The sequence below is a fragment of the Saccharopolyspora taberi genome (assembly GCF_039534165.1).
Classification (GTDB): Bacteria; Actinomycetota; Actinomycetes; order Mycobacteriales; family Pseudonocardiaceae; genus Saccharopolyspora_D; species Saccharopolyspora_D taberi.
Genome location: NZ_BAAAUX010000026.1, coordinates 63,905 through 88,030 on the forward strand (window position 1 = coordinate 63,905; position 24,126 = coordinate 88,030).

Annotated in this window: 20 protein-coding genes and 1 pseudogene; 14 read left to right on the plus strand and 7 right to left on the minus strand. The window is 72.2% G+C overall.

Going from position 1 to position 24,126, the window contains the following annotated elements; translation table 11 throughout:
* Positions 1 to 494, plus strand: a 494-nt coding sequence (locus ABD691_RS28265; RefSeq protein ID WP_344684870.1) for a transglycosylase SLT domain-containing protein, incomplete at its 5' end; no start/stop codon positions are given.
* Between the two features lie 175 nt (positions 495 to 669).
* Positions 670 to 2,964 carry a HelD family protein gene (locus tag ABD691_RS28270; RefSeq protein ID WP_344684872.1) on the plus strand — a complete coding sequence of 765 codons (2,295 nt, stop codon included), beginning with the start codon at positions 670 to 672 and terminating at the stop codon, positions 2,962 to 2,964.
* 84 nt (positions 2,965 to 3,048) lie between these two features.
* On the opposite strand, the gene ABD691_RS28275 is transcribed toward ABD691_RS28270, so the two are convergent.
* On the minus strand, positions 3,049 to 4,329 hold the full coding sequence (locus ABD691_RS28275) for an MFS transporter (protein WP_344684874.1): 1,281 nt from the start codon (positions 4,327 to 4,329) through the stop codon (positions 3,049 to 3,051).
* Positions 4,330 to 4,517: 188 nt separating this feature from the next.
* Here ABD691_RS28275 and ABD691_RS28280 point away from each other — a divergent pair, with 188 nt between their 5' ends.
* Positions 4,518 to 5,291: an IclR family transcriptional regulator gene (locus ABD691_RS28280; protein ID WP_344684876.1), complete on the plus strand. Its 774-nt coding sequence runs from the start codon at positions 4,518 to 4,520 to the stop codon at positions 5,289 to 5,291.
* On the opposite strand, the gene ABD691_RS28285 is transcribed toward ABD691_RS28280, so the two are convergent.
* Positions 5,292 to 5,885 carry a TetR/AcrR family transcriptional regulator gene (locus ABD691_RS28285; protein WP_344684878.1) on the minus strand — a complete coding sequence of 198 codons (594 nt, stop codon included), beginning with the start codon at positions 5,883 to 5,885 and terminating at the stop codon, positions 5,292 to 5,294.
* A 283-nt stretch (positions 5,886 to 6,168) separates the two neighbouring features.
* Here ABD691_RS28285 and ABD691_RS28290 point away from each other — a divergent pair, with 283 nt between their 5' ends.
* The 3 genes from ABD691_RS28290 (at position 6,169) to ABD691_RS28300 (ending at position 11,185) form a co-directional block, all read left to right on the plus strand.
* A complete protein-coding gene (locus tag ABD691_RS28290; protein ID WP_344684880.1) occupies positions 6,169 to 7,878 on the plus strand; it encodes a glycosyl transferase in 1,710 nt (569 codons plus the stop codon).
* Positions 7,879 to 8,313: 435 nt separating this feature from the next.
* Positions 8,314 to 10,278, plus strand: coding sequence for a glycosyltransferase (locus tag ABD691_RS28295; RefSeq protein ID WP_344684882.1), 1,965 nt, complete (start codon positions 8,314 to 8,316; stop codon positions 10,276 to 10,278).
* A gap of 148 nt (positions 10,279 to 10,426) precedes the next feature.
* Positions 10,427 to 11,185: a class I SAM-dependent methyltransferase gene (locus ABD691_RS28300; RefSeq protein WP_344684884.1), complete on the plus strand. Its 759-nt coding sequence runs from the start codon at positions 10,427 to 10,429 to the stop codon at positions 11,183 to 11,185.
* A gap of 1 nt (position 11,186) precedes the next feature.
* On the opposite strand, the gene ABD691_RS28305 is transcribed toward ABD691_RS28300, so the two are convergent.
* Both ABD691_RS28305 and ABD691_RS33810 read right to left on the minus strand, forming a co-directional pair.
* Positions 11,187 to 13,940: an arabinosyltransferase domain-containing protein gene (locus ABD691_RS28305; protein WP_344684886.1), complete on the minus strand. Its 2,754-nt coding sequence runs from the start codon at positions 13,938 to 13,940 to the stop codon at positions 11,187 to 11,189.
* A 723-nt stretch (positions 13,941 to 14,663) separates the two neighbouring features.
* Positions 14,664 to 15,077: pseudogene (locus tag ABD691_RS33810) on the minus strand (arabinosyltransferase domain-containing protein); the annotation flags it as partial.
* Between the two features lie 343 nt (positions 15,078 to 15,420).
* Between ABD691_RS33810 and yczE the strand changes: the two are divergent.
* On the plus strand, positions 15,421 to 16,077 hold the full coding sequence (gene yczE, locus ABD691_RS28320) for a membrane protein YczE (RefSeq protein WP_344684890.1): 657 nt from the start codon (positions 15,421 to 15,423) through the stop codon (positions 16,075 to 16,077).
* Positions 16,078 to 16,150: 73 nt separating this feature from the next.
* Positions 16,151 to 17,536, plus strand: a complete 1,386-nt coding sequence (locus ABD691_RS28325) for an MFS transporter (protein WP_344684891.1) — start codon at positions 16,151 to 16,153, stop codon at positions 17,534 to 17,536.
* 35 nt (positions 17,537 to 17,571) lie between these two features.
* Here ABD691_RS28325 and ABD691_RS28330 read toward each other — a convergent pair whose 3' ends face one another.
* Positions 17,572 to 18,258: a haloacid dehalogenase type II gene (locus ABD691_RS28330; RefSeq protein ID WP_425565181.1), complete on the minus strand. Its 687-nt coding sequence runs from the start codon at positions 18,256 to 18,258 to the stop codon at positions 17,572 to 17,574.
* Between the two features lie 70 nt (positions 18,259 to 18,328).
* Between ABD691_RS28330 and ABD691_RS28335 the strand changes: the two genes are divergently transcribed.
* Complete coding sequence (locus ABD691_RS28335; protein WP_344684892.1) at positions 18,329 to 18,868, plus strand: CGNR zinc finger domain-containing protein; 540 nt, start codon at positions 18,329 to 18,331, stop codon at positions 18,866 to 18,868.
* A gap of 212 nt (positions 18,869 to 19,080) precedes the next feature.
* Here ABD691_RS28335 and ABD691_RS28340 read toward each other — a convergent pair whose 3' ends face one another.
* Entirely contained in the window at positions 19,081 to 19,386 is a 306-nt protein-coding gene (locus tag ABD691_RS28340) for a hypothetical protein (protein ID WP_344684893.1), read from the minus strand.
* A 341-nt stretch (positions 19,387 to 19,727) separates the two neighbouring features.
* On the opposite strand from ABD691_RS28340, the gene ABD691_RS28345 reads away from it, so the two are divergent.
* From ABD691_RS28345 to ABD691_RS28355, 3 genes are all read left to right on the plus strand, one after another.
* On the plus strand, positions 19,728 to 20,603 hold the full coding sequence (locus ABD691_RS28345; RefSeq protein ID WP_344684895.1) for a helix-turn-helix domain-containing protein: 876 nt from the start codon (positions 19,728 to 19,730) through the stop codon (positions 20,601 to 20,603).
* A gap of 20 nt (positions 20,604 to 20,623) precedes the next feature.
* Positions 20,624 to 20,911: a DUF397 domain-containing protein gene (locus ABD691_RS28350; RefSeq protein WP_344684897.1), complete on the plus strand. Its 288-nt coding sequence runs from the start codon at positions 20,624 to 20,626 to the stop codon at positions 20,909 to 20,911.
* A 66-nt stretch (positions 20,912 to 20,977) separates the two neighbouring features.
* Entirely contained in the window at positions 20,978 to 21,862 is an 885-nt protein-coding gene (locus ABD691_RS28355; protein ID WP_344684899.1) for an aminoglycoside phosphotransferase family protein, read from the plus strand.
* Between the two features lie 39 nt (positions 21,863 to 21,901).
* On the opposite strand, the gene ABD691_RS28360 is transcribed toward ABD691_RS28355, so the two are convergent.
* Complete coding sequence (locus tag ABD691_RS28360) at positions 21,902 to 22,300, minus strand: VOC family protein (RefSeq protein ID WP_344684901.1); 399 nt, start codon at positions 22,298 to 22,300, stop codon at positions 21,902 to 21,904.
* Between the two features lie 168 nt (positions 22,301 to 22,468).
* Here ABD691_RS28360 and ABD691_RS28365 point away from each other — a divergent pair, with 168 nt between their 5' ends.
* Positions 22,469 to 22,876, plus strand: coding sequence for a YciI family protein (locus ABD691_RS28365; protein WP_344684908.1), 408 nt, complete (start codon positions 22,469 to 22,471; stop codon positions 22,874 to 22,876).
* Between the two features lie 2 nt (positions 22,877 to 22,878).
* Positions 22,879 to 24,021 carry an RNA polymerase sigma factor gene (locus ABD691_RS28370; RefSeq protein WP_344684909.1) on the plus strand — a complete coding sequence of 381 codons (1,143 nt, stop codon included), beginning with the start codon at positions 22,879 to 22,881 and terminating at the stop codon, positions 24,019 to 24,021.
* Positions 24,022 to 24,126: the final 105 nt, after the last annotated feature.

Here is a 24,126-nt window from a genome sequence, read left to right on the forward strand (position 1 = left end):
TGGACGCGCCTGCCCCGGCCGGCCCCGCCGTCGCCCCGGCCGCCGCCCCGGCTCCCGCCGAGGTCCCCGCCCAGGACCGCAGCGGCGACTCCGCGACCCCCGAAATCGCGGAGCAGCCGCCCGTCGAGCAGCCGAAGGACCAGCTCGACGGCTGGATCAAGGAAGCGGTGCGCGTCCTGCAGGCCAACGGCACCCCGGCCGAGGCCCTGGACGCCGACGCGATCCGGACCATCGTCGAGCACGAGTCCGGCGGCGACCCCTCCGTGGTCAACAACTGGGACTCCAACGCCGCGGCGGGCACCCCGTCGAAGGGCCTGATGCAGACCATCGAGCCGACCTTCGAGTCCTACGCGCTGCCCCAGCACCAGGACATCCTGAACCCGGTGGACAACATCATCGCCGGCGTCCGGTACTCGATCGACCGCTACGGCTCCATCTCCAACGTCCCCGGCGTGGTGGGCGTGAGCTCCGGCGGCAGCTACCGCGGGTACTGATCCCGCGCCGATCCCCCGACCCAGGCGGCCGGTCCCTTCCCCCAGGACCGGCCGCCTGCCTCTGCTTCGCCCCCGCTTCCGCCCCGCGGGAGCCGGTATATTGGCGGGTCGGGCCGCGCCGGACGCGCCCGTTCCCGTGGTCGAGTGCGCAAGGTGGAGCCTCAAGGTGGACCCATTGTCCAACCCCCGAGCTGATCGGGAATCCGACCGGACCGACGAGATCGCCGCCGAGCAGACCTACGTCACGATGCTCTACGGCAAGCTGGACGAGCTGCGCCGCTACACCACCAAGCGCCTCACCGAAACGCTGCGCCAGACCGGCGGCACCCCGCAGGCCCGCACCGAGCGCGACATCTCCACCACCATGTACACCGACAAGCTGACCCAGCTCAGCGCGGTGGAGCACGGGCTGTGCTTCGGCAGGCTGGACCTCGACGGCGGGGAGCGGTTCCACATCGGCAGGCTCGGCCTGTTCGACGAGGACAACGAGTACGAGCCGCTGCTGATCGACTGGCGCGCCCCGGCCGCCCGACCGTTCTACCTGGCCACCGCGGCCGCCAGGGACGGCGTGCTGCGCCGCAGGCACCTGCGCACCCGCTGGCGCGAGGTGGTCGACTTCGAGGACGAGGTGCTCGACCTCGACGCCGCCGAGCAGGGCAGCGACCTGGGCCTGGCGGGCGAGGCGACGCTGCTGGCCGCGCTGGACGCCCGCCGCACCGGGCAGATGGGCGACATCGTCGCGACCATCCAGGCCGAGCAGGACCGGATCATCCGGGCCGGGATGAACGGCGTGCTGGTCGTGCAGGGCGGTCCGGGCACCGGCAAGACGGCCGTGGCGCTGCACCGCGCGGCGTACCTGCTCTACACGTTCCGCGAGCAGCTGACCAAGCGCGGCGTGCTGGTCGTCGGCCCGAACTCGACGTTCCTCAGCTACATCGGCCAGGTGCTGCCCTCGCTCGGCGAGACCGGTGTGCTGCTGTCCACCGTCGGCGGCCTGTTCCCCGGCGTGACCGCGACCGCCGAGGACTCGGCGCGGGCGGCCGAGATCAAGGGCAGGCTGGCGATGGTCGACGTGCTGACCGCGGCGGTCCGCGACCGGCAGCAGGCGCCGAAGGACTACTTCGAGATCATCTTCGACCGCGAGCCGCTGCGGATCGACCGGCGCGCGGTCACCCAGGCCCGCACCCGCGCGCGGCGGTCGCGCAAGCCGCACAACCTGGCCCGGCGGGTGTTCCGCCAGGAGATGCTGTCCGCGCTGACGCTCCGGGTCGCCGACCGGCTCGGCCGCGACCTGCTGGACCGCCGCGACCTGGACGAGATCAACGTCGAGCTGCGCGCCGACGCGGGCGTGAACGACGCGCTCGACCAGCTGTGGCCGGAGCTGACCCCGCAGGAACTGCTCGACGACCTGCTCAGCTCCCCCGAGCGCCTGCGCACCGCGAGCAGGAAGCACCTCGACGACGACGAGCGCGCCGAGCTGCTGCGCGAACCGGGCGCCGACTGGACGCCCGCCGACGTCGCGCTGCTCGACGAACTGGCCGAGCTGCTCGGCGAGGACGACACCAAGGAGCGCGAGGAGCGCGCCCGCCAGGCGCGGGAGGAACTCGCCTACGCGCAGGGCGTGCTGCACATCATGGAGCAGGACGAGGAGATCGCCGACGAGGAGCGCCTGCGCGTCTCCGACGTCCTCGACGCCGAGCTGCTCGCCGAGCGGCACCAGACCCGCAGCGACCTGACCGCCGCCGAACGCGCCGCCGACGACCGGACCTGGACCTTCGGGCACGTGATCGTCGACGAGGCGCAGGAGCTGTCCGAAATGGCCTGGCGGGTGCTGATGCGGCGCTGCCCGAGCCGGTCGATGACGCTGGTCGGCGACATCGCCCAGACCGGCGCGCTGGGTGGAGCCGGGTCCTGGCACGACGTGCTGAGCCGCTACGTCGCCGACCGCTGGAAGCTCGCCGAGCTGACGGTGAACTACCGCACCCCGGCCGAGATCATGGCGGTCGCCGCCGACGTGCTCGACGCGATGGACACGTCGCTGGAGGCGCCGGTGTCGGTGCGGACCAGCGGGCACCAGCCGTGGCTGCGGCGGGTGTCCGAAGCGGACCTGGCAGCGGAGCTGCCCGGTGTGGTCGCCGAGGAGCTGCGCGCGGTCGGCGACGGGCGGCTCGCGGTGCTGCTGCCGCCGGAGCGGCTGCGCGAGCTGGGCGAGCAGGTCGCGGAGGCGGTGCCGGATGCCGTGATCGGCACCCGGCCGGACGGCCTGGAGTCGCCCGCGGTGCTGCTGACCGTGGAGCAGGCCAAGGGCCTGGAGTTCGACTCGGTGATCGTGGTCGACCCCGGCGGAATCCTCGGCGAGTCCGCGCACGGCCTCAACGACCTGTACGTGGCCCTGACCCGCGCCACCCAGCGGCTGGGCGTCGTGCACACCGACGGCCTTCCCGAGGTGCTGGGAACGCTGGCGGAGTAGGCGTCTGCCCAGCAGCCCGGACCGTCCCGTGCGGCCCGGCTGTCCCGTGCAACCGGACTGTCCCGTGCGGCCGGGACGTCCCGGTCAGCGCACCCCGGCCACCGGAGCGAGGGCCCGGGGAGCCCGCACGAGCGGGGTGATCAGAGCGGCCACGACCATGGTCGAAGCCATCATCAGGAAAGAAGCGGCGGTGCCGCCGGTGCTGTCGTTGAGCCAACCGACCAGGTAGGTCCCGAAGAACCCGCCGACGGAACCGGCGGTGTTGACGCACGCGACCCCGGCGCCGGCGAAGTTCTTCGGCAGGATCTCCGAAACGTGCGCGAAGTACGGGCCGTACGGCGCGTACATCGCGCCCCCGGCGAGCACCAGCAGCACGAACGCGAGCCAGAACGAGTCCGGGCCCACCAGGTACGACGCGTAGAAGCCGATCCCGCCGAACAGTAGCCACGGCCAGACGAACCGGGGCCTGCTGCCCGCGCGGTCCGACATCCGCGAGTTGAGCACCATCAGCAGCGCGGCCACGCCGAACGGGATCGCCGAGAGCAGCCCGCTCATCCCGATGCCGCGCCCCGATCCGGCGGCCACGATGCTGGGCAGCCAGAACACCAGCCCGTAAACGCCGACGCTCCACAGCAGGTACTGCACCGACAGCAGCACCACCGGGCGCGAGCGGAACGCGGCGGCGAAGGTGCTCGCGGGCGTGGCGTGCCTGCGCTCCTCGTCGAGCGCGGCCTGGACGGCGTTCTTCTCGGCTTCGTTGAGCCACTTCGCCTCTGCCGGGTGGTCGGAGACCAGGGCCCGGAAGACGAACGCCCACACCACCGCTGGCAGACCCTCGATGATGAACATCTCCCGCCAGCTGGTCAGCTCCACCAGGTAGCCGGAGACCGCGTTGAGCCACATCACCGTGATCGGGTTGCCCAGGATCAGGATCGCGTTGGCACTGCCCCGCTCCCGCTTCGTGAACCACCGCGCCAGGAACACCACCATCGCGGGCAGCACCGCCGCCTCCACCGCGCCCAGCAGGAACCGGACGACGATCAGCAGCACCGCGCTGTGCAGAAGTCCCTGCACCGCGGCGAGAAGTCCCCACGCCAGCGTGCACCAGAAGATCAGCCCGCGGACGCTGCGGCGTTCCGCGTAGAGCGTGCCGGGGATCTGGAAGGCGCAGTAGCCGAGGAAGAACGACGCGCCGATCAGCGAGGACATCGCGCCGGACAGCGCCAGGTCCTCCTTCATCCCGCCCGCGACGCCGATCGAGAAGTTGGACCGGTCCAGGTAGGCCAGCGAGTAGGTCACGAACGCCACCGGCAGCAGCCGCAGCCAGCGCTGCCGGCCCAGCTCCGCGGGGGAAGGTGCGGTCACGGCGGACTCCCTTGTACGCCTTGCTTTCCACATGCGGGTGCTTTCCACGTGCGGGGTGCTTTCCACGTGCAGGCTTGCTTTCCACGATGCGGGAAGCTTTACTGTGTCGCGGAAGCCTAAGGAGAAACCGGCGGACCGGTCAACAGCGGCCGCTAACATCCACCGATCCGCCGGGAGGGAGGAGCAGCGTGCCGGAGTCGTCGGAGGCCGCACCGCGCGGCGACATGGTGGGCAAGGCGCTGCGCCTGCTGGTCCTGCTCGGCGAGTCGCCGCGCGGCATCGGGCTGTCCGAGCTGGCCAGGCGGGCCGGCTACCCGGTCAGCACCACGCACCGGCTGCTGAACTCGATCGCCCGCGAGGAGTTCGCGGTGCTCGACGAGCAGCGCCGCTGGAACCTCGGCCTGCGGATGTTCGAGCTGGGCCAGCGGGTCCTGCACGCGCGCGGCTTCACCGAGATCGCCACGCCGGTGCTGGAACGCGTCACCCGCGAGACCGGCGAGTCGACGCTGATGGCGGTCCTCGACGGCGACAGCCAGCTCTACGTGCACTACGTCGAAGGCACCCAGCAGGTGCAGATCACCGGCGAGCCCGGCCAGCGCGGACCGCTGCACTGCACGTCGATGGGCAAGTGCCTGGTGGCCTTCCAGCCGTCGCAGTCCCGCGAGGACCTGCTGTCGCGGATCGAGCTGCCCGGCCTGGGACCGAGGACGATCACCGAGCGGGACCGGTTCCGCGCCGAGATCGAGCAGGTGCGCCGCGACGGCTACGCCATCGCCGACGAGGAGCACGAGGCGGGCATCCTCGCGATCGGCGTCCCGGTGCTCAACCCCAGCGGGATCGCGGTGGCCGCGCTGTCCAGTGCCGCGCCCGCGTTCCGCAGTTCGCTGGACGAGCTGCGCGCGCACCTGCCGCACCTGCGCGCGGCGGCGCGGGAACTCGCGATCGGCCTCCCCCGCCGCTGATCACGGGCGGAACGCGCGCAGCGTCCGCTCGACGAGGCTGTCGACGTAGTCGGTGGTCAGCGGCCCGGAGCGGGTCAGCCAGCGCTGGGTGAACGGCGAGTACAGCATGTCCAGCAGCAGATCGAGATCGGTGTCGGCGGGCAGCTGACCGGCGTCCTGCGCGCTGCGCAGCCGCCGCAGCTTCGCCGCGCGGACCGGTGCCTCCATCTTCTCGCGGTACTGCGCGGTGAGTTCCGGATCGCCGATCAGCTCGATGTTGAGCGCCCGGATCGGCGCTTCGAAGGCGGGGTCGGAGAACTCCTCGGCAGTGGCGCGCAGGACGAGCTTGAGGTCGGCTTCCAGATCGCCGGTGTCGGGCAGCTCGATGCCCTGCTCGTCCTCGCTGAGCGCGAGCAGCGAGTCGAACACGACCGCGCCCTTCGACGGCCACCAGCGGTAGATGGTCTGCTTGCCGACCCCGGCGCGGGCGGCGATCGCCTCGATGGTCAGCTTCGCGTAGCCGAGCTCGGCGATCAGCTCCCGGGTCGCGGCCAGGATCGCGTCCCGCGAGCGCAGGCTGCGCCGGGCCGAGTCGGGCGTCCTGCGTTGCGTCATGCCCGCACCCTAACCCGGACGAGACGCGCCGTCTTGTCTGCTGCCGCCGCCAAGAAGGGTCCGCGATGCAACTCGATCAGGGCGAATCCGTCACCGATGCAGGTGATCATCGGTTTTCCGGTGCCGGTGCGGGGGATCCGGTCTCCTACATTGCAGCCTGTTGCGCCGGCCAAAGCACGGCCGGGCACCCGTTCCCGCGCCGCTTGCAGGACTCCTCCACCTCCCGGACCCCACCGCTGCCGAGCCGCACGGGACAGTCCGCACCCACAGGAGCCTCGCACCCATGTCCGCACCGGCACCGCCCCGCCCGCGCACCGGCGGAATCCTGCTGGCCCAGCGAACCCTGTTCGCCGGGCCGTCCACATCGGCCCCCGACCACCTCTACTCCCGCGCGCTCACCGGCGCGGTGCTGCGGGAGCGGGACCGGGTCACCCTCGAAGCGCACACCCGGCTGACCACCAACACGTTCTTCGGCCGGTTCCCCGCCGACCACTGGCAGCGCCGCACCGAGATCAGCAGCGTCGAGATCACCGCCCAGATCCACGGCACCGGCCGGATCTCCGTCGCGGCCGACGACAGCGAGGGCCACCCGCGCACCGTCGCCACCACGGTGGCCGCCGGGCCCGAGGAGCAGACGGTCCGGCTGCACGCCGACATCGACCGGTTCGCCGACGGTGGCGCGCTGTGGCTCGACGTGGAGACCGACGACGAGCGGGTCACCGTCGAGAACGTCCGCTGGCTGGTGCAGACGCCGCGCCCGAGCCGCGCGACAGATCTGGTGATCTGCACCCACAACCGGCCGGAGCGCTGCGTCGACGTGCTGGTCGAGCTGGTCCGCGACACCGAACTGCTCGACCGGCTCGGCGCCGTGCACGTCGTCGACCAGGGCGACGACCTCGTCCTGGACGCGCACCGGTTCGGCTTCGTCCGCCGGGTCCTCGGCACCAAGCTGCACTACCTACGGCAGCCGAACCTCGGCGTGGCGGGCGGCATCGCCCGCGGGCTGCGCGAGATCACACCCGGCCCGGTGAACGCGGTGCTGGTCGACGACGACGTCCGGCTGGAGCCGGAGACGGTCTCGCGGCTGGCGTCGTTCGCCGCCTGCACCGCCGATCCGGTCCTGCTCGGCGCGCAGGCGCTGGACGAGCTGCACCCGGACCGCCTCGACGAATCGCCGCGTCGCTGGCGCGGGCTGGTCCCGGCCGAGGCGGTGGCCCGCGCGGGCTACCCGCTGCCGCTGTTCTGCGAGCACGACGACGCCGAGTTCACCGCCCGCGTCCGCGCCGCCGGGATGGACGCGATCACGTTGCCCGGCGCGGGGATCTGGCAGGGTGACTCCGACTGGCACGACGACGACTGGACCAGCTACTTCCGCGCCCGCAACGACCTGGTCACCGCCGCGCTCCGGGACGAGCTGCGCCCGCGCGGCCGGGCGCGGCGGCTGCTGGCCGAGCTCGTCGAGGACCTGCTGGCGATGCGCTACGGGCAGGCCGCCACCCGGATCAAAGCGGTGGAGGACTTCCTGCGAGGGCCGGAGGTGCTGGCCGACGGCGGCGCGGAGTCCTTCGCCGAGATCGGCAAACTCCGCGCGGAGTTCCCGGAAACCCAGTGCGTCCCGGCCTTCGAGGTGGCGCCCGGGGTGGAGCGGCGCGAGCCCGGCCGGGCGCCGCGGCTGCCCCGGCTGACCATGCTCGCCCGGCTCGCGGGCCAGCTGTGCAACCGGCCGAAGGCGACCGCCGCCGTCCCGGCCGCCGACGCGCACTGGTGGCACGTCTCGCGGTTCCGCGCCGCCGTGGTGACCGACGCCTCGCAGCGAGGCGTCCGGATGCGCCGCTTCGACCGGGAGATGCTGCTGCGGCTGGCCCGGCGCGGGGCCGTCCAGCTGTGGCGGTTCCTCCGGCACGGCGGCAGAACCGCCCGCCGCTACCGCGACGCGGCCGACGGGCTCGGCAGTGCCGCCAACTGGGACCGGCTGTTCTCCCGGCCCCGCTGATCTCCCGGCCGCTGCCCGGGTCGGCTGTTGCTCCGGTCCCGCTGACCGGGGTCCTGCCGACCGTTCTGTCCCGCTGACCGCTCTATCCCCACCGACCGCCCTGTCCCGCCGACCGCCCTGTCCCGCTCACCGCCTTGTCCGCCTGACTGCCCTGTCCCCCTGACCGCTCTCTCCCCGCTCACCGATCTGTCCCCGCCGACCGCTCTGTCCTACCGACCGCCCTGCCCCACTCACCGCCCTGTCCCGCTAGATCCTCCGGGCCGCTGACCACCCGCCCCACCGACCGCTGATCCCCGCTGGCCGCCCCAGCCCACCGACCACCGGCCCCACCGACCACGGCCCTGCCGACCGCCCCGCCCACTGACCGCCGACCGCCCGCCGGCCCCGCTGATCTCCCGCCCCCGCCGACCGCCCGACTTCCCCGGAAGGAACCCGATGCCCACCAACCTCGCCGACCACCGCGCGCACCCGGAGCCGAAGCCGGTCTCGTCGCCGCCCGCGCTGCTCCAGCGCATCGTCCTGCCGCGCGCCACCGACCCGTTGGACGTGCGGTCGCTGTACTTCGACGAGCACCCGCCCCCGCCGAAGCGCGGCGAGCAGCGCCGGACCGCCCCGCCGCGCCCGGTCGGCGGCCCGGTCCGCAGCGCGAGGCCGCTCTCGCGCGGCGCGGTCCGCGTGCGGGAACGCAGCACGGTGTCGTTCTCGGCCTACTTCAACGCTTTTCCGGCGGGCTACTGGCGGCGCTGGACCACGCTGACCTCGATCCGGCTGAACCTGGTGCTGGAAGGTCCGGGCCGGGTCGACGTGTACCGGTCGCGCGCCGACGGCAGCCGGGTCCACGTGCACAGCGCGGCGTTCGACACGCCGGGTGCGCACGACTTCGACCTGGTGCTGGACCTCGGGCCGTTCGAGGACGGCGGCTGGTACTGGTTCGACCTGACCACTGAGGACGAGCCGGTGGTGCTGCACTCGGGCGGCTGGTACGCGCTGGTTCCCGCGCCCGGGCGGGCGTCGATCGCGCTGGGCATGCCGACGTTCAACCGGCCCGGCGACTGCGTCGCCACGCTGCGCGCGATCGCGGGCGACGAGCTGCTGCGCGAGGTCGTCAGCACGGTGATCATCCCGGACCAGGGCGCGGACAAGGTCCGCGACCAGCACGGCTTCGCCGAGGTCCGGGCGGTGCTGGGCGACCGGCTGCGGGTGGTCGACCAGCCGAACCTGGGCGGGTCCGGCGGGTACGCGCGGATCATGTACGAGGCGCTGACCGGAACCGACTGCGAGCAGATCCTGTTCATGGACGACGACGTCCTGCTCGAACCGGACTCGGTGCTGCGCGCGCTGGCGTTCTCCCGGTTCGCGCGGGAGCCGATGCTGGTCGGCGGCCAGATGCTGAACCTGCCCGCGCGGTCGCAGCTGCACGTGATGGGCGAGGTCATCGACTGGGGGCGGTTCCACTGGACCCACCACCCGGACACCACACCGGACCACGACTTCGCCGAACGCCCGCTGCGGCACACGCCGTGGCTGCACCGCCGGGTCGACGTCGACTACAACGCCTGGTGGATGTGCATGATCCCGCGCGCGGTGGCCGAGCGGATCGGGTTGCCGCTGCCGCTGTTCATCAAGTGGGACGACGTGGAGTACGGGCTGCGGGCGAGCGCCGCCGGGTTCCGCACGGTGACGGTGCCGGGGATCGCGATCTGGCACATGTCGTTCGCGGACAAGCACGACAGCCTGAACTGGCAGGAGTACTTCCACACCCGCAACCGGCTGGTCGTCGCGGCGCTGCACGGAACGCCGCGCCCGAGGCGGCTGCTGGTGGAGAGCCTGAAGCTGAACCTGCACCGGCTGCTGTCGCTGGAGTACTCGACGGTGGCGTTGCGGGAGATGGCGATCCGCGACTTCCTGGCCGGGCCGGAGACGCTGTTCAGCAAGCTCGGCAGCGCGCTGGGCGCGGTCCGCTCCCGGGCGGGGGAGTTCGAGGACACCCGGATGCTGTGGTCGGCGGGCGACCTGCCCCAGCCGTCGGCGGACGCGCGAGCGATCCCGCCCCAGCGGGCGAACAGCGTTGCGGCGCTTGCGAAACTGGTCCGCGGCCTGATCCACAACGCCCGCCCGGTCGACCCCAAGCACCGCGAACGCCCGCAGCTCAACCTAACGCCGGGTCAGGCCCGCTGGCATGTTCTGTCCAATGTGGATACCGCGACGGTGTCGACGCCGGACGGCCGCGGGGTGCGGCTGTACCAGCGCGACCGCGCGCAGTTCTGGCGGCTGCTGGTGACCTCGGTCCGGCTGCACCTGGAACTGGCCCACCGCTTCCCCCGGCTGCAACGGCGCTACCTGGCGATGTTCGGGCGGATGACCGCACTCGACCGCTGGCGGCGGGTGTTCGAGCGCTGAGGGTCGGAGCAAGCGCCCCAGCAGCCAACCCACCCAACGCGCCCAGCCGGAAAAGTCCTCACGCACGAGGCGGGGTTCGGGGTCGGTGAGAGTCCCGGAAACGAAAATCGACTCGCCCCGACCAAGCCCCGCCTGCGACCCTCGCGAAATGCGAGATTTCGACGACCTGGTGGCGGAAGCGGCCGAAACCCCGGTCGACGGCTGGGACTTCTCCTGGCTCGACGGCCGCGCCACCGAGCAGCGCCCGTCCTGGGGCTACGCCCGCTCGATGAGCGAGCGGATGGCGCGGGCCGAAGCGGCGCTGGACGTCCAGACCGGCGGCGGTGAGGTGCTGGCCGAAGCGCCGGTGCTCCCGCCGCTGGCGGTCGCCACCGAGTCCTGGCCGCCGAACCTCGCGCGGGCGACCGCGCTGCTGCATCCGCGCGGGGTCGTCGTGGTCGCCGACGAGGACGAGCCGCCGCTGCCGTTCGCGGCCGAGGCGTTCGACCTGGTCGTCAGCCGCCATCCGGTGACGACGTGGTGGGGCGAGATCGCGCGGGTCCTGCGGCCGGGCGGCACGTACTTCTCCCAGCAGGTCGGCCCGGCCAGCGTGTTCGAGCTGGTGGAGCACTTCCTCGGGCCGCAACCGCCGGAGGTCCGCAACCGCCGCGATCCGGGCGAGGCCCGCGCCGAGGCCGAAGCCGCCGGGCTGGAGGTGACCGACCTGCGGTTGGAGGAGCTGCGCACCGAGTTCTTCGACATCGGCGCGGTGGTCTACTTCCTGCGCAAGGTGATCTGGATGGTTCCCGGCTTCACCGTGGACGGGTACCGCGCCGAGCTGAAGTCCCTGCACGACCGCATCGAGGCGGAAGGCCGGTTCGTCGCGACCACCACGCGATTCCTCATCGAGGCCCGCAAACCCGCGTGACTCACAGCCCCGGCACACCGGTCCGGCCGTCCCGGTGCCAGCCGGGCACCGTGCGGGTGCCGAATGACGGCTGCACCGAAGGAATCGGCTCCCACCGGTAGAGCCGCGCGACATCGCGAGTCGGGTCGTCACGCAGGTACACCGGCAGCTGCTGCTCACGCACGCGGGCGGAAGCGAACGGTCCGCCCTTGTCCAGGTCGTAGGTGATGTGCGCGGAGCCGTCGGTGCTCGGCGGAGCGACGCGCCAGCCGGGGATCTCCGCGGCGCCGCCGCTGATCGCGGCCGGGCGCAGGCAGGGGAACAGGAACGCCACCGGCCAGTCGAGCACGGCGGTGGTGCCGGGCGGCAGGATCTCGGCCATCGGGGTCAGGACCGGCGACCTCGGCGGGTCGGCCGGGCCGGAGAACCGGACGAGTTCGGCACCTTCCGGCGCGAGAACCCGCACCTCGCCCGAGCTCCGCTGGGTGCTGACGATGCTTTTGTCCTTGCGTGCGAACACGATCTCCACTTCGCCCCGGCTCGTCGTGACCACCGGCAGGTCGCGCCGGGCGGGGTCGAGCGCGAACCAGCCGTCGACGGCGGGCAGCTGGCCTCGGGTCGGGTCGGTCTCGACCTGGAGCTCGTCGGCCAGGCCGCAGGGCGCGCGGAGGTAGCCGCGATCGGCCCGGGCCAGGGTGCCGACGGTGAACACGACGACAGCGGCGAGCAGCGCGGTCACGATCAGCCCGGGTGACGGCGCCCGGCGGCGCAGCGACCATGTCGCCAGCAGCGCGCCGAGCGGAGCGCCGAGCAGGGCGAGGTCGGACAGGCGGATTCCCAGCAGGGCCGGGGCCATCGTGCTCCAGGTCAGGCCGTAGTCGGAGATCCAGGGCCAGCGGTTCCAGCCCGCCAGGACCAGGCCGACGGTGATCGCGACCGCGATCAGGCCGGCGCGGTAGCGGCGGAGATCGCTCTCGGGCGGGGTGGGGGTGGGGGCGTTTGGCGTTCCCGCCGGGGCGGGCGGGTTCGGCGTTCCCGGCGGGGCGGCGGCATTCGGTGACCGCGCCGGGGCTGCGGCGTTCGGCGTTCCTGCTGGGGCGGGCGCGTTCGGCGTTCCCGGCGGGTCCGCACCGCCCGACACTCCCACTGGGTTGGCGCCGCCCGGCTGCCGCGCCGGGTAGGCGCCACCCGACTGCCACGCCGGGTCCGCACCGCCCGGCACTCCCACCGGATCGGCGCCACCCGGCTGCCGCGCCGAGTCGGCACCACCCGACACACCCACCGGATCGGCGCCACCCGACTGCCACGCCAGGTCGGCACCGCCCGACACACCCACCGGATCGGCACCACCCGACGACTGCGGCAGGTCGGCCGCGCCCGGCACCTGCGCCGGGTCTGCGCCATCCGGCACCCCCGCCGGATCGTCCTCACCAGACGGCCGCTCCGGATCGCCCGCGCCAGGCACCTGCGCCACGCCGTCTCCGTCCGGCACCTGCACCGGGTCGCCCGCGCTCGATTCCCCCACCACGCCGTCCCCGCCCGACACCCGCGCAGGATCGCCCCCGCCCAACGCCCGCGCCGAGCCGCCCGGTCCCGACACCCGCACCGAGCCGCCCCCGCCCAACGCCCCCACCACGCCACCCCGGCCCGACACCCCCACCGGATCGCCCCCGCCCGACCACGGCCGCCCGACCCGACCCGCCGACCAAGAAGCCAAGCACAGCGCGAGAACCGCCGCGCCGATCCCGGCGAGCGCGCCGAAGTGGTGGGTCCACTTGGTCGGGCTGATGACCAGCACCCCCAGCGACAGCACCACGGCCAGCGCCATCCGGTCGGCGGCGGCCCGGCCGCGCACCCAGCCAAGCAGTCCGAGCAGGGTCAGCAGCACCGGCGCGCGGCGGGCCAGCGACCCCTCGAACGTTCCGGGTTCGAGCAGCCGGGCGTAGCGGTCGAACTCCTCGAACCACGGCTGGTCGCCGCCGATGAGCTTGCGCACCCGGGTCGCTTCGACCACCGCCGCGAAGCTCTGGTCGGCGAACATCGGCAGCAGCGCGCAGGCCATCGCTGCCGCAGGCAGCGCCGGGTTCGCCCGCACCAGGCGGAGGACCGGACGCAGCGCAGCGAGGACGGGCGCGAAGGCCATCAGCCCGGAGGGCGTCACCGCGGTCGTGAGCCCTGCGATGAGCAGGGCGAGCGCGAGCGGTCGCGGAGCGCGCAGCGCGATCGCGCGCTCGACGAGGCAGAAGGCGGCGAGGGAGCCTGCGGCGACCCACGGTTCCGGCCGGAGGCCGAGGTTGAACGGGAGCCACCAGGCCAGGAACGTCACGGCGGTCAGCCACCGCGAGCGGACACCGACGCGCGGAATCACCAGGCGGGACAACAGGATCCAGCACAGGATGCCGAGCAGCGTCGACGGCAGCCGCAGCCACAGCGGCGCCGCCGACACCTGCGACCACAGGTGGTACAGCTCGTAGAACCAGCCGAACGGCGCTTCCGGGGCGTTGAGCCACCGGTAGACGTTGCCGACGTAGCCGTTTTCGCCCCGGCCTCGCACGATGCCCGCGATGTAGCCGTCGTCGACCGTGATGGGGCCGATCAGGGTCCAGAGGGCGAGGGTTGCGACCACCGTCGCGTCGGCGGCGCGTTGCCGCCAGCCGACGCCGGTCTCGGGGCGGGGTGGCGCGGGCTGGCACGCGTGATCCGACGCGGCCGTGCCCCACCGCGACCAGAAGCCGGAACGGCGCGCGAGACCATCCCCCTCAGCCGCGCACCACACGCCAGAACCACGGCCGCCAACCCAACCGCGCCGCCGGAAAAACCAACCCCGCACAGACCGGGAAGACCCAGCCGAGCCGGAGCTACGCCGCACCGCCGCACGCCACACCCCAGAACCACGACCACCAGAGCCGCTGCGCCGCCACCGGAAACCACCGCGCAGGCCGGATGCGGACGGAGGTGGCGCGGCTTGACTGGGGTGAGGCCGCGCAGCCTCACGCCAGCGCGACCACACGCCGGGACCACGGCCACCAGACGTACCGCGCCGCCGGAAGAACAAGCCCGGCGCGGGCCGGGAAGACCCAGCCGAGTCGGAACGACCCCGCACCGCCGCGCGCCACACCCCGGAACCACAGCCATCAGCCCCACCACTCCACCGGGAAAACCAGCCCCCCGCCGACTGGGAAGACCCAGCCGAGCCGGAGCTACGCCGCACGGCCGCACGCCACCGCGACCACACCCCGGAACCACGACCACCAGCCCCACCACGCCACCGGAAAGACCAACCCCCCGCAACCACTCGCCCGCCCCGCGGCCACCACCGCACCCCGCCAAGACCGCCGCCGCCACCCCGACCACCCCGCACCGAACCGAAAGCGGCCCCCAACCCCGCCAAACACCCCGCCCCCAGTGCGAGCTTCAACCACCCCGGCGAAGTCTCGAACCGCGTGTCCGCCTCGACATCCACGCGCACCCCCGGCGCCGAGGCGGACACCTCCGCCACCACCGGCCGCGCGTCCCCCGCGAACGCCGCGACCACCGCTCCCCCCAGCCGCACCTCCGTGCGCCGGGGGTCGCTGGTCAGCTCCCACGCGCACTTCCCCGCAGGCACCGGTGACTCGCCGATCACCGTGTCGTAGCTGCTGATCCGCAGCCTCTCCCCGACCCGCTCCACGCGCAGCCCGAACGGCGTCGGGCTCGTGGACAGCACCGACAGCACCGACGGCGGCGACTGCCGGACCGTCGCGCACGACCACGTCGCCGACAGCCGCACCGGCTGGTACGGCACCAGCGGGATCGCCGCCGGACCGCCCTCCCAGTGGTAACCGACAACCGGCTGCGAGACCGGGGCGAACGGGAACGCCAGCGCGCACAGCAAGGCCAGCAGCGCGGGTTTTCCCTTCAGCAGCAACGACATCGGGCCAGGCTAGTCAGCCCGCACCTGACCCGATCGTGCGACCATGGGCGCGCTCGCCTGGCTGCACGGCACCGACGCCCTCGACCGCCCGCTCGCCGCACTGCGCCACGATGGCCCGAACAGGACGGAACGCTGCACATCACGCTTCCCCTGCGCGAAGCCGAAAACGCGCTCGGGCTAAGCGCCCGGTCCACCGGGACAGCCTCCACGACTGACCTCGTGGCACCACGGACGGACAGCATTTCCGCCTGTCCGGCATCCGGTCCGTGGCGGACTCCTGAAGGTCCAGTTTCCCGGAACTGGCCCTTTCAACCGACGCCAATCGGATCAGACGATGGGCGCCGTGACGACAGTAGCCCGCCGCATGACGGCGATCGAGCAGCTCCGCGCCGAGAAGAAGGCGCGCAGGTTCCCGCAACTGCTCGTGGGCCTCATCGGCTACGGAACCTCCCTGACCTTCCTGATCCAGTCCGCGCTGGGCGCGTCCAGCTGGAGCGTCCTCGCCGAGGGCATGGCGCGCAGCACCGGCATGACCTTCGGCTGGGCGACGAACCTGACGGCCGTCGCCGTGCTGCTGTTCTGGATCCCGCTGCGGGAACTCCCGGGCATCGGGACCGTGCTCAACGTCGTCCTGGTCGGAACGTCCGCCGACTTCGCCGCGCTTTTCGTGCCGCCGCCGGGCTCGCTGACCCAGCAGGTCGTCTACTACGCCGTGGGACTGCTGATGCTGACCTTCTTCGACGCCGTCTACCTGGGAGCCCGGTTCGGCTCCGGGCCGCGCGACGGGCTGATGACCGGGGCGGTGCGGGTCACCGGCAAGCCGGTCTGGATGGTCCGGTCCGCGATCGAACTCGTCGTCCTGGCGATCGGCTGGTTCCTCGGCGGCACCGCCGGTTTCGGCACGCTGCTGATCGCCGTGTCGATGGGCCCGCTCGTCCAGCAGTTCCTGCGCTGGACGACCGTGCGGCTCCAGAGCGACGTGGTTTCAAGCGCGACTTGAGGGTTCAGCGCGCATCTCCCCTGCGGCGTTGAGGAAAACTTTCCGGGGCGATTTCAACGACAGACTCGAAGTCATGAGTCACAACGGCCTGCGGGCCGAATCCCTTGCCCCAGAACAAAAATGGCTGACCCTGCCGGTGGTCGCGGCGGCCCAGCTGCTCGTGGTCCTGGACGGCACGATCGTCAACATCGCGCTGCCCTCGGCGCAGGACGCGCTGGGAATGTCCGACGCCGACCGGCAGTGGGTGATCACCGCCTACGCGCTGGCCTTCGGCGGGCTGCTGATGATCGGCGGCCGGATCGGCAGCGCGCTGGGCCACCGCCGCGCGTTCCGCATCGGACTGATCGGCTTCGCCGCCGCGTCCGCGCTCGGCGGCGCCGCCCCCGGCCCGGGAACGCTGTTCGCCGCGCGGGCGCTGCAAGGCGCCTTCGCCGCCGTGCTCGCGCCCGCCGGGCTGTCGATCCTGAGCACCACGTTCACCGAGCCGCGCGAACGCGGCCGGGCGTTCGGCGTGTTCGCCGCGGTCGGCGCCGGTGGCTCGGCCGTCGGCCTGATCGCGGGCGGACTGCTCACCGAGTACGCCGACTGGCGGTGGTGCCTGCACGTCAACGTGCCGGTGGCCCTGCTCGCCGCGCTCGGCACGGCGTCCGTCCCGCGCGACCGGCCCTCCACGGGCGGACGGCTCGACGTCGCGGGAGCGCTGCTGAGCGCGGCCGGATTCGCCGCCGTGGTGCAGGGCTTCAGCCAGGCCGAATCCCGGAGCTGGGGCTCGCCGATCGTGCTGGGCCTGCTGGCCGCCGGGGTCCTTCTGGTGGCCGCGTTCGTGGCCGTCGAGCGCCGCGCGCCCCACCCGCTGCTGCCGATGCGCGTGCTCCGGGACCGCGCCCGCGCGGGCGCGTTCGCCTCGGTCGGGCTGATGTTCACCGCGATGTTCGGCTTCTACCTGTTCATGAGCTACTACGCGCAGACCGTCCTCGGCTTCTCGCCGGTCCAGGCCGGGCTGATGCTGATCATCAACGCGGTGGCCGCGCTGGCCGGGTCGACGCTGATCGCGGGAAGGCTGCACGACCGCGTGCCACCGGCCGCGCTGATCCTGCCGGGTCTGATCGCCGCTGCCGCCGGAATGTTCCTGCTGACACGCGAACCAGCGCTGTACCTGGTCCCCGCGCTGGTGCTGACGGGGCTCGGGCTCGGTTGCGTCATGTCCCCGACCGCGAGCCTCGCCACCGCAGGCGTGCGCGGGGAGGACATCGGAGCCGCGTCGGCGGCCTACAACGCCGCCCAGCAGCTCGGCGCCGCGCTGGGAACGGCATTGCTCAACACCATCGCGGTCAGCTCCTCCCCCGAAGGCACCACGTCCGTCCACGGATACACCACGGCGCTGGGGTTCGCGGCCGGAATCCTCGTCGTGGCAACGGGAATCGCCGCACTGACCGTCCGGGGCAAGGAGACGCCATGACCGAGTTCCCCGGAGTTCGACGAGAACGCGGTCTTCTACTCGGTGCGGGAGCTGCCGGTTGCCTGGTAGCTGAGCTCGGCCAGCCCGTCAAACTGCCAGTCGAAGGTGTCCGAACCGGTCGGCGGGTCCCCGCCGGGCCGGTGCACGTAGGCGGTGCGCATGCCGCACGCCTGGGCGCCGCGGAGGTCCCAGGCGTGCGCGGCCACCATGAGCACGCGTTCCGGTGGACATCCGGCGGTGTCGATGGCGAGCCGGTACACCTCGGGCGCCGGTTTGTAGGCCCGGACGGCTTCGGCGGACAGGGCTTGGTGCCAGCGCAGCCCGGCATGCGCGTTGAGCCGGAGCAGCGCGGCGCGGCTCGCGTTCGACAGTCCCACCAAGGGGAATCGCTCCGCGAGCCGCGCGAGACCGGCCGCGGAGTCGTCCCAGGCCGGCAGGCGTTGACCAGCCGTGGCGAGCCGGGCGATGGCCGCCGGATCGGTGAGCCCGGCGCGGTCGGCCACCCGTCGAGCGGCCTCGGCGTCGATGACCTCGGAGTTGGCGTACGCGCGGTGCCCCCGCGCGATCCGCTGCTGCTCGGTCTCGACGTGCTGCTGCCACAGGGCGAGCAGTTCGCCGCCGGATTCCGGCGCCGCGGCGCGGATTTCCGCCCCGAGCCCGCCGGGCTCGTCGACCAGGGTTCCGAGGACGTCGAAGACGACGACATCGACATCGCGGATCATGCGCACTCCCGTCACTGGTTCAACTGGTGACGATATTGCCTCGAGCCGCGTCACCGGTCAAGATGGTGACGTGGATTTCGCGTTCGTCAGCGGCAACCCGGCACTCGACCTGGCAGGCACCGTGGGCTCTCGGCGGGACGCGCCCGTCGACACCCTGACCGAGCCCGCCGACCTCGAACGCTGGGTGGCCGAATGCGAAGAGCTGCCCGACCGCGTCACCGCCGACGCGGAGACGTTCGCGTCCGCGTTGGAACTGCGCGAAGCGATCTACCGGCTCGCCCTCGATCGCGTGCACGGCCGCGCCTTCAACCGGAGCAGCCTGCGGACCGTCAACGACACGGCCACCTGGCCGGTCCTCGCGATCAAGCTCAGCGACGCGGGACTGCGCATGTCGGGCGACCTCCGCGCGACGCTCAGCCACATCGCCCGCAGCGCGATCACCCTGCTCGCCGATCCTGGCGCCTGCCTCAAGGAGTGCGGTCGCGCCGACTGCACGCGCATCTACCTGGACCGCTCGCGCGGCGCCCGGCGCACGTGGTGCGGGATGGAGGAGTGCGGCAACCGGGTCAAGGCCGCAGCCTACCGAGCGCGCAGGCGCGCCGGGCGCTGATCACGAATCCTGTTCGCGGCGAAGGATTCCGGCGCAGCCCGGACAAGAAGGCAGCACGATCCAGTCCATTTCGGACGGCCGCGCCAGCGGGACCTGCTCGCCGCACACGGCGACTGCCGACGGTTCGCCTTCCCAGCGGCGACCCCGGAAGGCATGCCGGGCACCGCCATGCGCGCCGGCGTTCGGGACCGGGTGCCAGAAGTGACGGTCGATCATCTCTCCCCCGCCGCGCCGACCTGCTCGTCCAGCAACGCCCAGCGCGCGGCGAGGTAGACGCGGCACGGCGACTTGGGCTGCCGCCAAAGTCGTTGCCAGCGCCGGAGAATCCGGGAGCACGCGGGGCACTGGCCGGTCTCGTCCGGCTCGTGCTCGGCCATCAGCGCCCGTACTGCGGCGACCAGCGACGGCATCTCGGTGCGCGCGACCTCGCTGACGGCGTGGTCGTCGCCGCGGTCGGCGATCTCGGCCAGCAGGTCGAGCCGTCGGCGCACGGATTCGTTGAGTTCGTTGAGAAACATGGGCACCTGTTCGGGTGGTCGGCGTGGACCCGAGAAGCCCGCGCGGCCCGGCGCTGGGAGGTTTTCCGGGCCGCGCGGACCCCGGCAGCACGCGATCGTGAGCCTCGGGCTCACGCGGAGTCACCGCGTGCCACAGCTGACCACACCGCCGGGGGAGGGGGAACGGTGCGGTCGGCCGATCGGGGGATTTCCGGTTAACAGAGCCAAGTTCGCTACGGTTGTACCTACAAGCCCCGCAGCTCTTGACTCCGCCGAACCGGCGAGACCAAGATTAGGACCGTCCGCTTTTCCTGTACATACACCTTTCCGGTGATGTCCGGGAACCGGCGAAAGGACCGGCAGTGTCTTCGACCTCCAGCTCCATCACCATGCAGCAGCGCCAGCTCGGCAACGAGCTGCGCAAGCTCCGCGAAGCCGCCCAGCTCACGCAGGAGCAGGCGTCCGAACATCTCGGCAAGGCGCACAACAAGGTCACCCGCGTCGAGAGCGGCAAGGTCGGCATCTCCGAGCCGGACCTGGAGTCGCTGCTCAAGCTCTACAAGGCGACGCCGAAGGACAAGCTGTGGTGCCGCGAACTCGCCAAGGGTGCCCGCCGCCGACGCGGACGTCCGAGCGAGCCGATGCTGTATCGCGGTCCGAAGTGGTTCCGCCCGTTCCGGGACTTCGAGCAGAGCGCGACCGAGGTGATGATGGTCGGCTCGGAGATTCTGCCGGGCATCCTGCAGACCGAGGACTACACGCGGAGCATGTTCGCCGGTCGTGGCTCGGATCCCAACGGCAAGGATGTCGAGGACCATGTCCGGATTCGCAAGGAGCGACAGGAACTTCTCACTCGTGAGGGCGCGGGACAGTTCTCGTTCGTGCTCAGTGAATCCGCCCTGCGGCGGCAGATCGGATATTCCACGACCATGGCCGATCAGCTCGACTACCTCGCCGAGCTCGCCCTGCGCTCCAACATCAACATCCAGGTCGTCCCGTTCAACACGCTGTCATACGAAGACATCGCTTATGCCTTCGTGATCTTTCGCTTCGACGAGGACACCAGCACCGACATCGTCTATATCGAGATGTATGACAACGCCATCTACATCGATAGGCCAGCGGATGCCGTGGGCCGCTACCACGAACTCCTGAGCAGGCTCTATGGGATTGCCTTGGGTCCTGTCGAGTCGCGTAACTTCATCCGTGAGCTGGCAAGCCAGTTCGCTGGGAGATGAGCAAGGAAGGACGGAGCCATATGGCCAACCTAGGCATCAACTGGGCAGATGTCCGCTTCACCAAGTCGTCGTACAGCGGCACCAACGGCGGTAACTGCGTTGAGTTGGGCATCGCCTGGACGGACGTCGAGTTCACCAAGTCGTCGTACAGCACCAACGACGGCGGCAACTGCGTCGAGCTGGGCAACGCCGCGAGCGTGATCGGGATCCGCGACTCCAAGCTGGGCGAGCACAGCCCGGTCCTGGAGTTCACCCCGAACGCGTTCCGGGCGTTCCTGACCCACCTGAAGTCGGGCTCGCTCGACTGAGCAAGATCACGGGGTGGCGGTCCGGCGACCGCCACCCCGGCCGCTGCCGATGATCGGAGTTCCGCGATGGGCGAGTTGAAGTTCGAGCAGGACCTGGTGCGGGCGCTGCTGCGGGATCAGCATCCGGATCTCGCCGACCTCGAACTCCGGGACGTCGCCGGAGGCTGGGACAACCAGCACTGGCGCCTCGGGGAAGAACTGGCCGTGCGCCTGCCGCGCTCCGAGCGGGCGCCGGATCTGCTGCACACCGAGCAGACCTGGCTTCCGGTGCTGGCCGAGCGCCTGCCGCTGCCGACGCCCACCCCGGTTCGCATCGGCAAGCCTTCGAACCTGTTCGAGCACACCTGGACGATCGTGCGCTGGGTCGATGGTGAGCCTGCCGATCGCGCACCGATCACCCGCGTCGACGCCGCCGAGGTCCTCGCGGAGTTTCTCGGGGCGCTGCACCACCAGGCTCCGGCCGACGCCCCGGCCAGCCAGACGCGCGGCATCCCCCTGGCCGGTTTGCAGGAGGTTATCGGCGGCTGGCTCGAGGTCATCGCCGACCACTCGGACGCCGACGCTGTGCGGGAGGTGTGGGAGAAGGCCGTCGCGGCGCCCGCCTGGCAGGGCGCGCCGGTCTGGCTGCACGGCGATCTGCATCCGGCCAACGTGGTCGTCCGGGACGGGGTGCTCGCCGGGGTGATCGACTTCGGCGACATGTGCGCGGGCGATCCCGCGACCGATCTCTCCGCCGCTTGGATCCTGCTGCCCTCCGGCGCGGCGGGCCGGTTCTTCGACGCCTACGAGCACGCCGACGAAGCCACCACCGCGCGGGCCCGGGGCTGGGCCGTCATGCGCGCGCTGAACCTGATCTGGATCGGGCAGCGCGGCAGGCTCGGCCTGCCCGGGGGCAAGCCGACCTGGGAACCGGCGGGTTACGCCACGCTCGAACGGGTCCTGGCGGGCTGATCGCGCCCCGGCGTCGGCACAGCGGTGGCTTCTCCGGGCTCAGGAAGCGCCGCGGTAGGTGCCGAAGGTCCAGAGGTTGCCCTCCGGGTCGCGCACCGTCAGCGTGTACGACTCGGCTCCCGAGCCGAACCTGGCGTTGTGCGGGGGCTCAAGCACCTCGCCGCCTGCTTCGCGCACGCGGTCGTGGACCGCGTCCACCTCGTCGGTCGCGAGGTAGATCGCGCTGCTGCCCGCCCGCATCTGACCGTGAACGCTGTCCACGTGCTTCGTGCCGCCGACGACCAGTGCGCCGCCCTCGGGCCAGGACAGCTCCGCGTGCACGATGTCGCCGACGTCGTCCGTGGCCGCCAGCTCCTCGCGGAATCCGAGGACGTCGACGAGGAAGCGGCAGGCCGCGCGGGTGTCGTCGTAGTGGAGGATCGGCAGAAGAGCAGTCACGCGTGGAGGCTAGCTCCGGTCAACATCGGGATCGCGGGGGACGTCGGCCAGGCGCATGCTCCGCCCCGGAAAAAAATTCTGGGCGGCGATGTCGAGAACCCGCGATCGGCTCCGTCCCAGGCTGTGAATGCGACCAGAATGGGTCGCACCAGCACCGAGGAGAACATCATGGCCAAGTACCTGCTGCTCAAGCACTACCGAGGCGCTCCGGCCGCGGTCAACGACGTGCCGATGGACCAGTGGACGCCGGAGGAGATCTCGGCGCACATGCGGTACATGCAGGACTTCGCGGACCGGCTGGAGAAGACCGGCGAGTTCGTCGACGGTCAGGCGCTCGCCGAAGAGGGGGCCTGGGTCCGGTACGACGGCGAGGGGCGCCCGCCGGTCACCGACGGGCCGTTCGCCGAGACCAAGGACCTCATCGCCGGCTGGATGGTGATCGACGTCGACAGCTACGAGCGCGCCGTCGAGCTGGCCGGGGAGCTGTCGGCCGCGCCCGGGGCGGGCGGGAAGCCGATCCACGAGTGGCTGGAGCTGCGGCCGTTCATGGCGCCGCCGCCCATCGTCTCGGAGTGACCGTGGACGAGGCCCTGATCCGGAGCCTCATCCCGGGCGTGCTCGGAATCCTCGTCCGCCGCGGAGCCGACTTCGCGGCGGCCGAGGACGCCGTGCAGGACGCGCTGGTGGAGGCGGTCCGCACCTGGCAGGACGATCCGCCGCGGGACCCGAAGGGCTGGCTGGTCGCCGTGGCCTGGCGCCGGTTCCTCGACACGACCCGGGCCGACGCGGCTCGTCGGCGGCGGGAGGATCACGTCGAGGCCGAGCCCGCGCCGGAGCCCGGGCCCTCCTCGGACGACACGCTCCAGCTCTACTTCCTGTGCGCGCATCCGTCGCTGACGCCGTCGTCGGCGGTCGCGCTCACGCTGCGCGCCGTGGGCGGGCTGACCACCCGCCAGATCGCCCAGGCGTACCTGGTGCCGGAGGCGACCATGGCGCAGCGGATCAGCCGCGCCAAGCGCACCGTCTCCGGCGTGCGGTTCGACCAGCCCGGCGACGTCGCGACCGTGCTGCGCGTGCTCTACCTGGTGTTCAACGAGGGCTACTCCGGCGACGTCGACCTCGCCGCCGAGGCCATCCGGCTCACCCGGCAGCTCGCGGCGGCGATCGACCACCCGGAGGTCGCGGGGCTGCTCGCCCTGATGCTGCTGCACCACGCCCGGCGCGCGACCCGGACCGCGCCGGACGGAGGGCTGGTGCCGCTCGCCGAGCAGGACCGCGGCCGGTGGGACACCGCGCTGATCGCGGAAGGCGTCGAGATCCTCCAGGCGGCGCTCGCCCGCGACCGGCTGGGCGAGTTCCAGGCCCAGGCCGCCATCGCGGCGCTGCACGCCGACGCGGTGGACGCGGCCGAGACCGACTGGCCGCAGATCGTCGAGTGGTACGACGAGCTCGCTCGGCTGACCGGCAGCCCGGTCGTCCGGCTCAACCGCGCGGTGGCGGTCGGCGAAGCCGACGGGCCGCGCGCCGGACTCGCGGCGCTCGCGGAACTGGACGACTCGCTGCCCCGGTACTCCGCCGTCGCGGCGTACCTGCACGAACGCGACGGCGACCTCGCGACGGCGGCACGGTTGTACGCCGAGGCCGCGCAGAAGGCGGCGAACCTCGGGGAGCGGGAGTATCTCACTCGGCAGGCCGCTCGGCTCAACGCTCGGCGGGGGTGAGCGGTGGGGGTGGTGCGGTCGGCGGCGGTGGTCGGCCGCGGCGGCGATCTCGGCGGTCGGTCGGCTGGCGGCGGGCGGTGGCGGTCGGTGGCGGCGACCGCAGCG